The following is a 14,910-nucleotide window of genomic DNA, read 5'->3' on the forward strand; positions in this document are numbered from 1 at the left end:
TCGGCCATGGAGAAGCCGGCCATGGAGAAGGTCGTCGTGGGGGCCGCGATCGTCGAGAACGGCAGGCTCCTCGCCGCGCAGCGTGCCGAGCCCCCCGAGCTCAGGGGTGGGTGGGAGTTCCCCGGCGGGAAGGTCGATCCGGGAGAGAGCGACCACGAGGCGCTGATCCGCGAGTGCGTGGAGGAGCTCGGGATCGAGATCGTCGCCGGGCGCCGGGTGGGCGAGGAGTGGCCGCTTCCGAACGGCTACGTGATGCGCGTCTGGCTTGCCGGCATCGTCAGGGGGGTGCCGTATCCCCACGAACACCTGGCGCTGCGCTGGCTGGAGTCGCATGAGCTTTACGACGTCTCCTGGCTGCCCGCTGATCTGCCCATCGTCGCGGCCGTCGAGAAGCTGCTGTGGGGTCCGGCGGCCGATTAGATTCCGGCGCGGGAATCGTCGCGGAAGTGCTTTGTTATAACTTTTACCCAACTACAATTAGCCTTGACCAAAGTAGGCGTGACACAGTTGGAGGCCAGCGGTGGTAGGACGGGCACAGAAGAGAGCCGCGTCCTCGGTTGCCGCTTCGCTCGCCATGGTCACGGCAGCTCTCATCCTGGCCGGTCCGGTGCTGGGCGCCAGCGCGGCGGCCGACCCGGTCGACCCCTGTGACCCGGGCCAGAACCAGAACTGTGACCCGGTCGTCACCGTGACCATCACCGAGACGCCGACGCCGACGAAGTCGCCGACCCCGACGGGCGATCCGGTGGTCACGGCGACCGTCACGGTCACGCCGACTCCGAAGCACACCAAGACCACCAACCCGCCCCCGCCGCAGGAGCACCCCGAGCAGCCGCCGGTCCTGCCGACCACCACGGCCATCATCCCGCCGCCGCAGGGGAACACGCCGACCACCACGGAGCCGCCGGTCTCGCTGGCCCCGGCGTCGCAGCAGCCGAGTGTGGTGCCCACGCCGTCGGTGTCGTTCGAGGAGCCCGCCTCCGAGGCGGTGCAGTACGAGATCCGCAACGCGACGCCCGACTTCGACCAGGTGACGCTGAGCCGCAAGCTCGCGGCCCCCGCGGCGCTGCTCGTGCTGCTCGCCCTGCTCGCCTGGCTGGTCTTCGAGGGCCGGCTGCGGCGGATGGCGCACGCGGCGGCCGTGCGGAAGGCCGGACCCAGGGCGGGACGGCCCCAGGGAATGCCGGAGGACTTCGCCGGCTACCCGGCCGGGGCGGGATACGCGCCGATGGTCGGCTTCGTGCCGATCCAGGCCTACCCCATGCAGCCGCCGTACGGCTACCCGCAGCAGCCCTACGGATATCCGCAGGTCTATGGCTACCCGCCGCCGTACCCGGCCATCGAGCAGGGCGAGGTCATCCATGAGGACCAGCCCGACGACGAGCGGAAATAGGGTCTGAAAAGCCGAAAAGCGCCGACTGGAAATATCCGGTCGGCGCTTTTTCGCCTGTTCAGCTGGGACGCTTGAAAATCTTGGAGCCCAGCCACACGAGCGGGTCGTACTTCCGGTCGACCACGCGCTCCTTCATCGGGATCAGCGCGTTGTCGGTGATCTTGATGTGCTCGGGGCAGACCTCCGTACAACACTTGGTGATGTTGCAGTAGCCGAGGCCGTGGTCCTCCTGGGCGGAGTCCTTGCGGTCGAGCACGTCATAGGGGTGCATGTCCAGCTCGGCGATCCGCATGAGGAAGCGCGGGCCCGCGAAGGCCGGCTTGTTCTCGTCGTGGTCGCGGATGACGTGGCAGACGTTGTTGCACATGAAGCACTCGATGCACTTGCGGAACTCCTGGGACCGCTCGACGTCGATCTGCTTCATGCGGTACTCGCCCGGCTTGACGTCCTTGGGCGGGGTGAACGACGGGATCTCCCGCGCCTTCTGGTAGTTGAACGAGACGTCGCAGACCAGGTCCTTGATGACCGGGAACGTCCGCATCGGCGTGACCGTGATGGTCTCGGTCTCCTCGAACGTGGACATCCGGGTCATGCAGCCCAGACGCGGCTTGCCGTTGATCTCCATCGAGCAGGAGCCGCACTTGCCGGCCTTGCAGTTCCACCGGACCGCCAGGTCGGGGGCCTGCGTGGCCTGCAGCCGGTGGATGACGTCGAGGACGACCTCGCCCTCGTTCACCTCGACGGTGAAGTCCTCCAGCTGTCCCTCGCCGCCCTCGCCGCGCCAGATGCGGAACTTCGCCTTGTATCCCATCACGACTCCTTGACCGCGGCGTCGTAGTCCGCCAGCTCTTGCTCGGTGAGGTATTTCTCCAGCTCGGACCGCTCGAACAGGGTGATCAGGTCGCCGCGCATGGACACCTGGTCCTTTTCTTCGACCGTAACTCCCGAGCCGTCCGGCATGGCGGAGCAGACCAGCAGCTTGCGGCGCCACTCGGGCGACATGCCGGGGTAGTCGTCGCGGGTGTGGCCGCCGCGGCTCTCCTCGCGCAGCAGCGCCGCGCGGGCGACGCACTCGCTCACCAGGAGCATGTTGCGCAGGTCGATCGCGAGGTGCCACCCGGGGTTGTAGATCCGGCTGCCGGCGGACGCCGTGTTCTTCGCCCGCTCCTTGAGCTTCTCGACGACCTGGAGGGCCTCGCTGATCTCCTCGGCCTTGCGGATGATGCCGACCAGGTCGTTCATCGTGCGCTGGAGCTCGTGGTGCACCTCGTACGGGTTCTCGCCGCCCGACCGCTCCAGCGGGGCGACGGCCTCGGCCATGGCCTCCTCCAGGCCGGTCGCCACGGGGCGCCTGGGCAGGCCGTCGATGTAGGCGGCCGCTCCCGCGCCGGCCCGGCGGCCGAAGACGAGCAGGTCGGACAGCGAGTTGCCGCCGAGACGGTTGGAGCCGTGCATGCCGCCGGACACCTCCCCGGCCGCGAACAGGCCCGGCACCGAGGCGGCGGCCGTGTCGGCGTCGACCTCCACGCCGCCCATGATGTAGTGGCACGTCGGGCCGACCTGCATGGGCTCGGCGGTGATGTCGACGTCGGCCAGCTCCTTGAACTGGTGGTGCATCGACGGCAGCCGCTTGATGATCTCGGCTGCAGGGAGCCGGGTGGAGACGTCGAGGAATACGCCGCCCTGGGGTGACCCGCGTCCGGCCTTCACCTCGGCGTTGATGGCCCTCGCCACCTCGTCACGGGGCAGCAGCTCCGGAGGGCGCCGGTTGTTGGTCTGGTCGGTGTACCAGCGGTCGGCCTCCTCCTCGGTCGTGGCGTACTTGTCCTTGAACACGTCCGGCACGTAGTCGAACATGAACCGGCGGCCCTCGGAGTTGCGCAGGACGCCGCCGTCGCCGCGGACCGACTCGGTGACGAGGATGCCGCGCACCGACGGCGGCCAGACCATGCCCGTCGGGTGGAACTGGATGAACTCCATGTTGATCAGCTGGGCGCCCGCGAGCAGGGCCAGCGCGTGCCCGTCGCCCGTGTACTCCCAGGAGTTCGAGGTGACGACGTAGGACTTGCCGATGCCGCCCGTCGCCAGGACCACGGCGGGTGCGTCGAAGACGATGAAGTTGCCCGTCTCGCGCCAGTAGCCGAAGGCCCCGGCGATGGCGCCGTTCTCGGAGCTGGAGTCCTTGAGCAGGCGGGTGATCGTGCACTCGGCGAAGACCTTGATGTACGCCTCGGGGTCGCCGTGCAGCTTCTCGTCCTCCTGCTGGAGCGCGACGACTCGCTGCTGCAGCGTGCGGATCAGCTCCAGGCCGGTACGGTCGCCGACGTGGGCCAGGCGAGGGTACTCGTGGCCGCCGAAGTTCCGCTGGCTGATCTTGCCGTCCTTGGTGCGGTCGAAAAGCGCACCCCACGCCTCCAGCTCCCAGACCCGGTCCGGGGCCTCCTTGGCGTGCAGCTCGGCCATCCGCCAGTTGTTCAGGAACTTGCCTCCGCGCATCGTGTCGCGGAAGTGCACCATCCAGTTGTCGTCGGGGTTGACGTTCCCCATCGCGGCGGCGGCGCCGCCCTCGGCCATGACCGTGTGGGCCTTGCCGAAGAGCGATTTGCAGACGATCGCCGTCCGCTTGCCCTGCTGCCGCGCCTCGATCGCCGCGCGGAGCCCTGCTCCACCGGCTCCGATGACGACGACGTCGTATTCGTGACGCTCCACCTTGAGATCCTTAAGCGAACGGGAAGTTGATGACGCCCTTGGCGACCAGTCGCACGTAGAGGTCGGCGATCATGACCGAGTACATCGAGGCCAGGGCGAGCTGCTGGTGCTTGGCGTTGAGCTTGGAGACGAACGTCCACGCCTTGTAACGCAACGGGTGCCTGGAAAAGTGGTTCAGGCGCCCCGCGGTGATGTGCCGGCACGAGTGGCACGACAGCGAGTAGGCGTTGATCAGAATCGCGTTGACCACCAGGATCACCGTGCCGAGGCCGATGTGGCCCCAGTTGCCGTGCTCGTCGCGGAAGGCCAGGACCGCGTCGTACGCCAGGATCGCGCCGATCACCAGGGCACCGTAGAAGAAGTAGCGGTGGATGTTCTGGAGGATCAGCGGGAACCGGGTCTCACCGGTGTACTTGCCGTGCGGCTCGGCCACGGCGCACGCCGGCGGCGACAGCCAGAACGACCGGTAGTAGGCCTTCCGGTAGTAGTAGCACGTCAGCCGGAAGCCCGCGGGCAGGCCGAGGATCAGCAGCCCCGGCGGCAGCGCGTACCAGTCGCCGAAAGGCGCGAACCCCAGGAAGCGGGCCCCTGGCGGACATGAGGTCGCCAGGCACGGCGACGCGAAGGGCGCGATGTACGGTTCGACAAAGTAGCTTTTGTCGAAAATCGCCCAAAAACCGTAGATCAGAAATGACAGGAGCGCGGCGAACGTCAGCGCGGGCGCCAGCCACCACCTGTCGGTGCGAAGCGTGCGCACCCGGAGTTGCGCGCGTTGTTTTCTTGCTGGGCTCTCGGCCGTTGTCTGGCTCAATGGAGACCTCCCACCTCGCGCTATTGGTGGGGGAAACATTACGACGAGCACATCACGAAGTGTGAGGAGGGTCACTCCTAGCGTCTGTGATTCCCGTCACTTCCTCGGCAGTTTGACCACTGTCACCCAGAAGTCGTCGATTTGCCGTACGACGCGGATGAACTGGTCGAAGTCCACCGGTTTGGAGACGTACGCGTTGGCGTGCAGGTCGTAGCCCCGGAGGACGTCCTGCTCGGCCTCCGAGGTGGTGAGGATGACCACCGGGATGCCCCGTAACGCGGGGTCGTTCTTGATCTCCTGGAGCACCTCGAAGCCGTCAACGCGGGGCAGGTTGAGGTCGAGGAGGATCAGGTCCGGCCGGGGTGCCGAGCCGTACAGGCCTTCGCCGCGCAGGAAGGCCAGCGCCTGCTCGCCGTCGTTCACGACATGGAGCCTGTTGCCGACCTTGTTGTACGCGAACGCCTCCTGGGTCAGCAGCACGTCACCCGGGTCGTCCTCCACGAGGAGGACCTCTATCGGGTGATATCTAGTCATCGGGATCTCCCACAACGGGTAGCGTCCAGCGGAACGTGGCTCCGGCTCCCTCACCGCCGTCGAGCCAGATCCGGCCGCCATGATATTCGACGATCTTCCGGCACAACGCCAGTCCGATGCCGCTTCCCGGATACACGTCCCGTGGGTGCAAACGCTGAAAAATCAGGAAAATTCGGTCAGCGTACTTGGCGTCCACGCCGATCCCGTTGTCCGAGCAGTGGAACTCCCACATGCCGCCGTCCCGCTCGGCGCCGATGTGGATCCGCGGCGGCTCCGAGCCGCGGAATTTCACAGCGTTGCCGACGAGGTTCTGGAAGAGCTGGCTCAGCAGCAGCGTGCTGCCGACGACCTCCGGCAGGTCGTCGTCACGCGTGACGGTGGCGTCCACGTCCGTCAGCAGGGCGTCCAGGTTCCGCAGCGCCCGGTCCAGGGCGTCTTCCGAGGCCACGGGCGCGAGCTCGCCACCCACGCGGCCGACCCGGGAGAAGTCGAGCAGGTCGTTGATCAGCAGTTGCATGCGCTTCGCGCCGTCCACGGCGAAGGCGATGTACTGCCTGGCCCGGTCGTCGAGCTGGTCGGCGTAGCGCTGCTCCAGCATCTGGCTGAAGCTCGCCACCTTCCTCAGCGGCTCCTGCAGGTCGTGGCTCGCCACGTAGGCGAACTGCTCCAACTCGCCGTTGGACCGTCTGAGCTCCTTGGCCTGCTCGGCGAACTGCTGCCGCGCCTCCTCCGACGCCCGCCACTCCGAGACGATGCGGCGGCGCATGCCGTCGACATGCCCGGACAGCTCCCGCAGCTCGGCGGGGCGCTCCACGCCAAGCTCGCGGTCGAAGTCGCCGGTGGCGACCGCCCGGACCTGCCGGGCGAGCCGCGCGACCGGAAGGACCACGACATAGCGAACGATGAGCGTGCAGCCGATGACCGCGAGCGCCAGGGAGCCGACGAGCACGGCGACCGCGACGTAGATCGTCCGCCAGCCCTTCTGCAGCCGGTCGCGGCCGAGATCGTGCAGCCGGTTCAGTAGATCCTGCTGGTCGGCCAGGGCCGCGCGGACGTCGTTGAACCGCTCGACGTTGACCTTGCCGAGATCGCGGTTCACGGCGTTGGCGCCGACCTTGGGCACCGCCGCGGCGATCTTCTCCGCGTAGTCCCGTCGCCACGCCGCCGCCGCGGCGGTGAGGCGGTCCATCCGGGAGCGGAGGGCGGAGGGGTCGGGGAGCCGCGGCAGCAGCGCCGCGATCTGCCCGGTCGCGGCCCGCTCGTCGGCCATCCCCTGCCGGTAGTCCTGGAAGTACTGCTGCTCGGTGGTGAGCCCGTAGCCGCGGATCGCGCCTTCCTGCGCCTGCAGGGCCGTGGAGATCTCCAGGGTGTGCAGCGCGGTGGGGTCGATGACGTCGACCAGCGTCTCCCTCGCACCCTGAGTCTGGGTGAGCGCAATGAGGATCGCGGTGACGCCCAGGGCGAAGACGAGCGCGACAGCCGTACCGGCGAGCAGGAACCAGCGGCCGACGGGAAGCGGTCCCATCCCGGCCGGGGGAGCGAGCGGGGGCAGCGGCTCGGGCCTGTTCACGGGTGATCCAATCCCCGCGAGACCAGGACGGCGGCGACGTCGTCGTTGATCGTGTCCCCGACCTGGGCGATGATCCGGTCGAGGTCGATGCCGGCCTGCTCGTGGACGATGCGCAGCAGGCCCTCGGTGCCGAGCAGGTCCCGCTGGTCGCCGATGGTGGCCTCGATCAGGCCGTCCGTGTAGAGCAGCAGCGACCACCGGTCGCCGAGCTCGACGTCGACGGGCTTCCACGTGACGTCGCTGAAGATGCCCAGAGGCGGTCCCGACGGGGTGTCGGTGACCACGTCGATCACACCGTCCCTGATCATCAGCGGCGGCGGGTGGCCGACCACGTGCATCCGGGCGCTCCGCAGGTCGGGGGCGATGGTCGCGGTGCACAAGGTGGTGAAGATCTCCGGTGACTTCCGCTCGTGCCTGAGCAGCGTGTCGAGCGTGCCGAGGAGCGAGTCGCCCGTGTGGCCGGCGAGGACGAGGGCGCGCCAGGCGATCCGCAGCGCCGTTCCGAGCGCGGCCTCGTCGGGCCCGTGGCCGCACACGTCGCCGATCAGAACGTGGACCGCGCCGTCGCCGGTCTGCACGGTGTCCCAGAAGTCGCCCGCCAGCAGGCCCCGCACCCGTCCGGGGAGGTATCGGGACTGGTGGTGCAGGAGCGCCGAGTCGAGCAGCGGCACCGGCAGCAGGCCGCGCTCCAGGCGCGCGTTCTCCTTGCTGACGATCCGCTCCTCGACCAGCTCCCGCATGGCGACGTCGGCGCGCTTGCGCTCGATGGCGTAACGGATCGCACGGGTCAGCAGCCGGTCGTCCACGTCCTGCTTGACCAGGAAGTCCTGCGCGCCGGCCGCGACCGCCTCGATCCCGACGTGGGCGTCGTTGAGGCCCGTGAGCACGAGGACGGCGGTGTCCGGGGCCATGGCCAGCACCTGTTCCAGGGCCTCGAGTCCCGACGCGTCGGGCAGGGAGAGATCGACCAGCACGCACCGCACGTCGTCGGTCAGCCGCTCACGTCCCTCGGCCAGGGTCCGGGCCCACGTGATCTTCGGTGGCCTGTCGGCGTTCGCCAGCAACTCCTCGACGAGGAACGCGTCGGCGGCGTCGTCCTCGATGAGCAGCAGGGTGAGGAGATCAGGAAGGTCGGGCGAGGGCGTGGTCACATACGCCTCTCGTAGAGTCGCGGAAGGGTTATCGCCAATATAACGGGCTATCCGTGAGCGAGGGCGTCGATTCCCCGGGGCAGGGTCCCCTCCTCGGCCAGGAACGCCAGGAGGGTGGCGCGGAAAGCCCTGGCCGCCCTGGTGGGCTCGACGTCCTTGCGGTGGGCGAGGGCGACCGTACGGCGAAGCCCCGGAACGAGCGGCGTCCCCACCAGTCCCGGCCTGCCGTCGAGGACCATCGACGGGACCACGGCGATCCCCAGCCCGGCCTCGACGAACCGCAGGACCGCGTCCATCTCGCCGCCCTCCACGGAGAACCGCGGCTCGAACCCGGCCTGCCGGCACGCCGCGAGGGTCGCCTCCCGGAGGTCGTATCCCCGGCGGAACATCACCAGCGACCGTCCGCGCAGGTCCTCGATCCGCATGTTCGCCCTGCGCCCCTGCCCCGCGGCGGAGGCCACGACGAGGTCCTCGCGCAGGATCTCCTCGGTCACCAGGGCGGGGTCGCTGCTGTGCAGCGGCAGGATGATCAGCGCCAGGTCGAGCTGGCCCCTCGCGAGGTCGCGGACGAGGTCGCGGGACCCTCCCTCCTCCACCTGGAGCTCCACGCCGGGATAGTCACGGTGGTAGCGGGCCAGCGCGTCGCCGAGCAGCCCCGCGCACAGCGACGGCGTGGCGCCGAGCCGTACCCTCCCTCTGCGCAGCCCGGCGAGCTCGGCCACCTCCCGGCGGGCGGTCTCCGCGTCGGCCAGCATGCGGCGGGCGAGCGGGAGCAGCGCCTCCCCGGCGGGGGTCAGCGTCACGTTGCCGCGGGCGCGGCTGAACAGCGGGGCTCCCAGCTCGGTCTCCAGGGCCTTGATCTGCTTGCTCAGGGACGGCTGGGCCACCTGTGTCCGCTCGGCGGCATGGGTGAAGTGCCGCGTCTCCGCCACCGCGACGAAGTAGGCGAGTTGCTGGAGCTGCACTTTCATAGCCTACGGCTATCGCCTCGATATGCGACGTTGTGTGACATTCCTCGCACGAGCCACCGCCGTGAGGACGAGGCAGCCCCTCCGGACAGAGCGCATAGCCGTTGGCTATCAGATCCAGACCCCTGATGACTTGGACTCCCGCGCACGCCCGTACCTAGCGTGAGCAGTTGTGACAGCGACTGTTAACCGCGGGATGGCCACCGCGCCCGCTCTTCCTCACGACGCCCACAGAGGGGGCTTCTACGCCTCCTCCAACGGCAAGAAGGCCGTCATGGCCGTAACGGGCGCCGTCCTGGTGCTGTTCCTCGTCGGCCACATGCTCGGCAACCTCAAGATCTTCCTGGGCGCCGGCTCGTTCAACCACTACGCGGAATGGCTGCGGACGGTCGGGTCGCCCGCGCTGCCGAACCGCACACTGCTGACCATCGCCGAGATCGTGCTCGCCGTCGCCGTCGTGCTGCACATGTGGTCGGCCGTGTCGCTGGCCAGGCGCGCGGCGAAGGCGCGGCCGGTCAAGTACGCCGCGAAGCGGAAGTCGCAGGCCGGCGGCTACGCGACGCACACCATGCGGTATGGCGGGGTCATCATCCTGCTGTTCGTGATCTGGCACCTGCTCGACCTGACCTTCGGCGTCGTGAACCCCAAGGGCGGGGACGCCACGCCGTACGACCGGGTCGTCGCGGGCTTCGAGCCCTCGCGCTGGTGGGTGACGGTGTTCTACCTCGTGGCCATGGTGATGGCCGGCCTGCACCTGCGGCACGGCCTGTGGAGCGCGCTCCAGACCCTGGGGCTCGCCCACCGGTACGCGGCGCTGAAGGCGGGCTCGGCAGTGATAGCCACCGTCCTGGTGCTGGGATTCGTCGCCGTGCCCATCGCCGTGATGATCGGAGCGGTCAAGTGAAGGACAACGTGAACTACACCGTTGGCCAGCCCATCCGGGACACGAAGGCGCCGGAGGGGCCGATCGAGGACCGCTGGGACACGCGGCGCTTCCAGGCCAAGCTGGTCAACCCGGCCAACAAGCGCAAGCTGACCGTCATCGTCGTCGGCACCGGCCTGGCCGGCGGCTCGGCGGCGGCGACCCTGGGCGAGCTGGGCTACAAGGTCAAGTCGTTCTGTTACCAGGACTCGCCGCGGCGCGCCCACTCGATCGCCGCGCAGGGTGGGATCAACGCCGCGAAGAACTACCGCGGCGACGGCGACAGCGTCTACCGGCTCTTCTACGACACGGTGAAGGGCGGCGACTTCCGCGCCCGCGAGTCGAACGTCTACCGGCTCGCGCAGGTCAGCGTGAACATCATCGACCAGGCGGTGGCGCAGGGCGTGCCGTTCGCGCGGGAGTACGGCGGGCTGCTCGACACCCGCTCCTTCGGCGGCGCCCAGGTGTCGCGGACCTTCTACGCCCGCGGCCAGACGGGCCAGCAACTGCTGCTCGGGGCCTACTCCGCGCTGGAGCGGCAGATCGCGGCCGGGACCGTGGAGATGCACACCCGCCACGAGATGCTCGAACTCGTCGTCAGCGGCGGCCGGGCGCGCGGCGTCGTGGTCCGGGACATGGTCACCGGAGAGATCGAGACCCACCTCGCCGACGCCGTGGTCCTCGCGACCGGCGGCTACGGCAACGTGTTCTTCCTGTCCACCAACGCCAAGGGCTGCAACACCACGGCGATCTGGCGGGCGCACCGGCGCGGCGCGCTGTTCGCCAACCCGTGCTTCACGCAGATCCACCCGACCTGCATCCCGGTCAGCGGCGACTACCAGTCCAAGCTCACGCTGATGTCGGAGTCGCTGCGCAACGACGGCCGGGTCTGGGTGCCAGCCCGTGGAGGCGACGACCGCAGGCCGGCGGACATCCCCGAGGACGAGCGCGATTACTACCTTGAGCGGATTTATCCGGCTTTCGGAAACCTCGTGCCCCGCGACATCGCCAGCCGTGCCGCCAAGAACGTCTGTGACGAGGGCCGCGGCGTCGGCCCCGGCGGCCTGGGCGTCTACCTCGACTTCGCCGACGCCATCGGGCGGCTCGGCCGTGACGCCGTCGAGGAGAAGTACGGCAACCTCTTCGAGATGTACGAGCGCATCACCGGCGAGAACCCGTACGAGACGCCGATGCGCATCTACCCCGCCGTTCACTACACGATGGGCGGCCTGTGGGTCGACTACGACCTGCAGTCCACCATCCCGGGGCTCTTCGTGATCGGTGAGGCCAACTTCTCCGACCACGGCGCCAACCGTCTCGGCGCGTCCGCGCTGATGCAGGGCCTGGCGGACGGGTACTTCGTGCTGCCCACAACGCTCGGCGACTATCTCGCGGGCGCAGGGGGCTTCGGCGAGGTGGACGAGGAGGCCGTGGCCGAGGCCGAGATCACGGTCCGCGAGAAGATCGAGAAGCTGCTCTGTGTCAACGGCACCCGTACGGCCGACTCCTACCACCGCGAGCTGGGCCGGCTCATGTGGGACTACTGCGGCATGGAGCGCACCGACGAGTCGCTGCGCAAGGCGCTGGAGCGGATCCCCGAGCTCCGCGAGGAGTTCTGGAACAACGTGAAGGTGCCGGGTGACGGCGAGGGCCTCAACCAGGCGCTGGAGCGGGCCGGCCGGGTCGCCGACTTCTTCGACCTCGCCGAGCTCATGTGCATCGACGCGCTGCACCGTACGGAGTCCTGCGGCGGCCACTTCCGGGCCGAGTCGCAGGACGCGGACGGCGAGGCGCTGCGCGACGACGAGCACTTCGCCTACGTCGCCGCCTGGGAGTGGGGCCCCGACGGGCCCGTCCTGCACAAGGAAGACCTCAACTACGACTACGTCAAGATGACCCAGCGGAGCTACAAGTGAACCTGACCCTCAAGATCTGGCGTCAGAACGGCCCGGCGGATCGCGGACGTATGGTGACTTATCGCGTCGAGGACGTCTCGCCGGACATGTCGTTCCTGGAGATGCTGGACGTCCTCAACGAGCGGCTGATCCTTGAGGGCGACGACCCCGTCGCCTTCGACCACGACTGCCGCGAGGGCATCTGCGGCATGTGTGGCATGGTCATCAACGGCGTCGCCCACGGCGAGCAGCGCGCGACGACGACCTGTCAGCTGCACATGCGGCACTTCGAGGACGGCGCTGTCGTCACCATCGAGCCGTGGCGTGCCGCGCCGTTCCCGGTGGTGAAGGACCTCGTGGTCGACAGGTCGTCCTTCGACCGGATCATCCAGGCCGGCGGCTTCATCTCCGTTCCCGCCGGGTCGGCCCCCGACGCCCACGCCATCCCGGTGCCCAAGGACGACGCGGACGCGGCGTTCGACGCGGCCACCTGCATCGGCTGCGGCGCCTGCGTGGCGGCCTGCCCGAACGGCTCGGCCTCGCTGTTCACCGCCGCCAAGATCACTCACCTGAGCCTGCTGCCCCAGGGTCAGCCGGAGCGCGCCTCCCGCGCCAAGGCCATGGTGGAGCAGATGGACGCCGAGGGCTTCGGCGGCTGCACCAACACCGGCGAGTGCACCGCGGTCTGCCCCAAGGGCATCCCGCTCGACACCATCGCCCGGATGAACGCCGAGTTCCTCAAGGCCTCCTCGGCGAAATGACGGTGCGCGGGTCCGCCGGACAGGCCGGCGGACCCGAGGCGACTCCGGGAACGGCCCGTCCGTTCATAGTGCCGGGCCGGGCCTGCCCCGATGACAGGCTGTGTGTCGTGCGTCCGTGGAGACAGGCGGGCGGGAAGCGTCACCGTGTCAAGTGGTGACTCGCAACCACCGGGGGCATGAACGTTAACGACGACCCGAAGAGTCCCACCAGAGCCGTACGTACTTACCACGGTTCCTTCGAGGATGTCCAACCCCCAGGGAACAGCTACACGATCTCCGACTTTGAATATCTCGGTCGGGTTGTCGCTAGTCACCAAGGTCTTGACACCCCAGCAGATTGCTCAGGTTCGCGCTCACCACATCGTCCATTGTGCCCGCCAGCGAGTTGAGAGTCTGTTCCCACGTCTCAACAAGGCCCGTCGTCAGCATGTACCCACTCTGTCGCAGGGCTTGCAGACGAGACCGATCATCGTGCGCGATCGCGTTCCGCATCTGGTTGAGCTTGGTCAGCTCTTGCCTCCAACGGATGGCATTGGGATCCGCCTGTTCCAAAGCCGGCCAGAGGGCCAAGCCGAGGCGAGCGAAGTCACGGTCCAAAGCGTCCGCGTGAGCGTTGCCCTTGCCCAGGTCGCGGCCGCTTGTCATGCGTTCCAGAAGGATCGATTGCACGCTCTGTGTTCGCCCCGCAACTTGACTCACGAAGCAGTCAACGGCTTCATCATGGAGATCACGAGAGAAGCCTTGGAACTCCGCTGCGAGCCTCATCACGATCATCGCCAGAACTTCGTCCTGACTCTCCTGACGTTGTGGGGTGGCCTGAAGTCCACCGGATATGGCCCACAGAATTTTCACGCGCTGGAGTCGAGGGCCGGCCCACGCTGTCAATGCCGCCGAAGACACCCGCGCAGGCTAACGTGCGAAGGGGCGGCCTGAGCTGGGATCCGAAAGTTTTGCCACTGTAGCTTCAGACGATCACGGTGACCGACTGCCAGCAGGGTTCAGAGCGACGTCGGGGCATCCTGCGCATACCGCAACTCTCCCCGCCATCGGGCCCGGGCGACCGCATCGCGAGCCGGTCCGCCTGCTCGGCGCTCTCGGCCACTCCTGGCTCCCTGGGCGTATGCCCGGCTCTGGCCGTTCGACAGACCCCCGGTCATCCCGGAATGGCTGCTTGAGCGTTATCCACAGAACGGAGTTCGGGCCACTTGGCGGGGTGGCTCGGCTGACAGCGTGTGCCTTCCTCGTACGGAAGGCAGACGATGGCCGGCAAGATCCTCCTGCCGATCCCCGGATCGGTGAGTGTCACGTTCGTTGTGGCGGCGCCTGAGCGTCCGCTGTCACCGGCGGTCGCCGCCCGGCTTCGGGACTCGCTTCCCGCCGGGATCGACCTCCGGGTCGAAGAGATAGGCGGCGGCGACCCGTATCTCGCTCCGGCCGTCTCCCGGCTCTCGTGTCCCGACTGCTCGCCCGGCGTGGATCCGCTCATCGCCGTGCTCATCGAGCGCACCGATGGCCATCTGTCCATCACCTGTACGGCACCGCCGGGCTGGCCACCGGCCCATCTTCAGGCCTGTGCCCAGGTGACCGATGAGGTCGCCGAATTGACCGGCGGGATCCGGCTTGACCCGCAGGCGCTCAGGCTTCTGCCGGATCCCGTGCAGTCGAGGCCGGTGGCCGCACCGGAGGCCTTTCCCATCGTGCATTGGATGCTCGTCAGCCAAGGACCCGACGACGACGGTCTGTACGGCATGCGGACGACGGGCCTGTCGAGATTCGGGCTGCCGGAGCTGCGGACCCAGAGGCTCCAGCGACATCAGGTGCATGGATGGTGGCATCTGTTCAACGGTCTCGCCGGCGTGCTCGTCAGGCGGATCTTCGACGACGCCCGCTTGAGACCACAGGGCGGCGTCCACGCGCTGCCCGCGCACGTCGTGGTCTCGACCGCCGACGTGGCGGTGGCCCACGGGTGGGAGGAGGAGGCGGAAACCTTCGGACAGGCCACGGTGCGGTTGCGACTCGACGCGGACGCGGGCTACCTGACGGTCCTCCCGCCTGCCGGGCTCTCCGGAGGAGAGGCGCGCTGGCGGGACCGCGCCGCCCTGTCCATGTGCGGCGATGACAGCTCGGACTAGTGCGCGTGTTCTGGAGCCGGCGTACAACCCGCGCGGCGCCGTCGCATGGCGCCGTCGCGTGGAG

Annotated in this window: 14 protein-coding genes; 6 read left to right on the forward strand and 8 right to left on the reverse strand. The window is 68.5% G+C overall.

Annotation, left to right across the window (positions count from 1 at the left end):
* Nucleotides 1-6 precede the first annotated feature (6 nt).
* Together ABH927_RS14105 and ABH927_RS14110 are read left to right on the forward strand one after the other, a co-directional pair.
* The gene (locus ABH927_RS14105; RefSeq protein ID WP_370021567.1) at nt 7-420 is read left to right on the forward strand and encodes a (deoxy)nucleoside triphosphate pyrophosphohydrolase; all 414 of its coding nucleotides are present in this window, start codon (nt 7-9) and stop codon (nt 418-420) included.
* A gap of 154 nt (nt 421-574) precedes the next feature.
* Nucleotides 575-1,393, forward strand: a complete 819-nt coding sequence (locus ABH927_RS14110) for a hypothetical protein (RefSeq protein ID WP_370021569.1) — start codon at nt 575-577, stop codon at nt 1,391-1,393.
* 58 nt (nt 1,394-1,451) lie between these two features.
* Here the strand turns inward: ABH927_RS14110 and ABH927_RS14115 are convergent, their stop codons facing one another.
* The 7 genes from ABH927_RS14115 to ABH927_RS14145 form a co-directional block, all read right to left on the reverse strand.
* Nucleotides 1,452-2,204: a succinate dehydrogenase/fumarate reductase iron-sulfur subunit gene (locus tag ABH927_RS14115; protein WP_370021571.1), complete on the reverse strand. Its 753-nt coding sequence runs from the start codon at nt 2,202-2,204 to the stop codon at nt 1,452-1,454.
* Entirely contained in the window at nt 2,204-4,102 is a 1,899-nt protein-coding gene (locus tag ABH927_RS14120) for a fumarate reductase/succinate dehydrogenase flavoprotein subunit (protein ID WP_370021573.1), read from the reverse strand. Before ABH927_RS14120 ends, ABH927_RS14115 begins: the two co-directional genes overlap by 1 nt.
* A gap of 10 nt (nt 4,103-4,112) precedes the next feature.
* Nucleotides 4,113-4,913, reverse strand: coding sequence for a hypothetical protein (locus tag ABH927_RS14125; protein ID WP_370021575.1), 801 nt, complete (start codon nt 4,911-4,913; stop codon nt 4,113-4,115).
* 96 nt (nt 4,914-5,009) lie between these two features.
* A complete protein-coding gene (locus ABH927_RS14130) occupies nt 5,010-5,447 on the reverse strand; it encodes a response regulator (protein ID WP_370021577.1) in 438 nt (145 codons plus the stop codon).
* Entirely contained in the window at nt 5,440-7,017 is a 1,578-nt protein-coding gene (locus ABH927_RS14135) for an ATP-binding protein (RefSeq protein WP_370021579.1), read from the reverse strand. The genes ABH927_RS14130 and ABH927_RS14135 overlap by 8 nt, the downstream gene beginning before the upstream one ends.
* The gene (locus ABH927_RS14140; RefSeq protein ID WP_370021580.1) at nt 7,014-8,168 is read right to left on the reverse strand and encodes a PP2C family protein-serine/threonine phosphatase; all 1,155 of its coding nucleotides are present in this window, start codon (nt 8,166-8,168) and stop codon (nt 7,014-7,016) included. Before ABH927_RS14140 ends, ABH927_RS14135 begins: the two co-directional genes overlap by 4 nt.
* A 47-nt stretch (nt 8,169-8,215) precedes the next feature.
* Nucleotides 8,216-9,133 (reverse strand): LysR family transcriptional regulator, encoded by a 918-nt coding sequence (locus tag ABH927_RS14145; protein WP_370021681.1) that lies wholly within the window; start codon nt 9,131-9,133, stop codon nt 8,216-8,218.
* Nucleotides 9,134-9,308: 175 nt separating this feature from the next.
* Between ABH927_RS14145 and ABH927_RS14150 the strand changes: the two genes are divergently transcribed.
* From ABH927_RS14150 to ABH927_RS14160, 3 genes are read left to right on the forward strand one after another with little or no spacing between them, the layout of a single operon-like run.
* On the forward strand, nt 9,309-10,040 hold the full coding sequence (locus tag ABH927_RS14150) for a succinate dehydrogenase cytochrome b subunit (protein ID WP_370021582.1): 732 nt from the start codon (nt 9,309-9,311) through the stop codon (nt 10,038-10,040).
* Nucleotides 10,037-11,974 (forward strand): fumarate reductase/succinate dehydrogenase flavoprotein subunit, encoded by a 1,938-nt coding sequence (locus ABH927_RS14155; protein ID WP_370021584.1) that lies wholly within the window; start codon nt 10,037-10,039, stop codon nt 11,972-11,974. Before ABH927_RS14150 ends, ABH927_RS14155 begins: the two co-directional genes overlap by 4 nt.
* Nucleotides 11,971-12,714: a succinate dehydrogenase/fumarate reductase iron-sulfur subunit gene (locus ABH927_RS14160; protein WP_370021586.1), complete on the forward strand. Its 744-nt coding sequence runs from the start codon at nt 11,971-11,973 to the stop codon at nt 12,712-12,714. The genes ABH927_RS14155 and ABH927_RS14160 overlap by 4 nt, the downstream gene beginning before the upstream one ends.
* 306 nt (nt 12,715-13,020) lie before the next feature.
* Here the strand turns inward: ABH927_RS14160 and ABH927_RS14165 are convergent, their stop codons facing one another.
* Nucleotides 13,021-13,566: a hypothetical protein gene (locus ABH927_RS14165; RefSeq protein ID WP_370021588.1), complete on the reverse strand. Its 546-nt coding sequence runs from the start codon at nt 13,564-13,566 to the stop codon at nt 13,021-13,023.
* Between the two features lie 407 nt (nt 13,567-13,973).
* On the opposite strand from ABH927_RS14165, the gene ABH927_RS14170 reads away from it, so the two are divergent.
* Nucleotides 13,974-14,846 (forward strand): hypothetical protein, encoded by an 873-nt coding sequence (locus ABH927_RS14170; protein WP_370021590.1) that lies wholly within the window; start codon nt 13,974-13,976, stop codon nt 14,844-14,846.
* The last annotated feature ends 64 nt before the right edge of the window (nt 14,847-14,910 follow it).

It is taken from the genome of Planotetraspora sp. GP83, from assembly GCF_041262585.1.
Taxonomy (GTDB): domain Bacteria; phylum Actinomycetota; class Actinomycetes; order Streptosporangiales; family Streptosporangiaceae; genus JAOEGB01.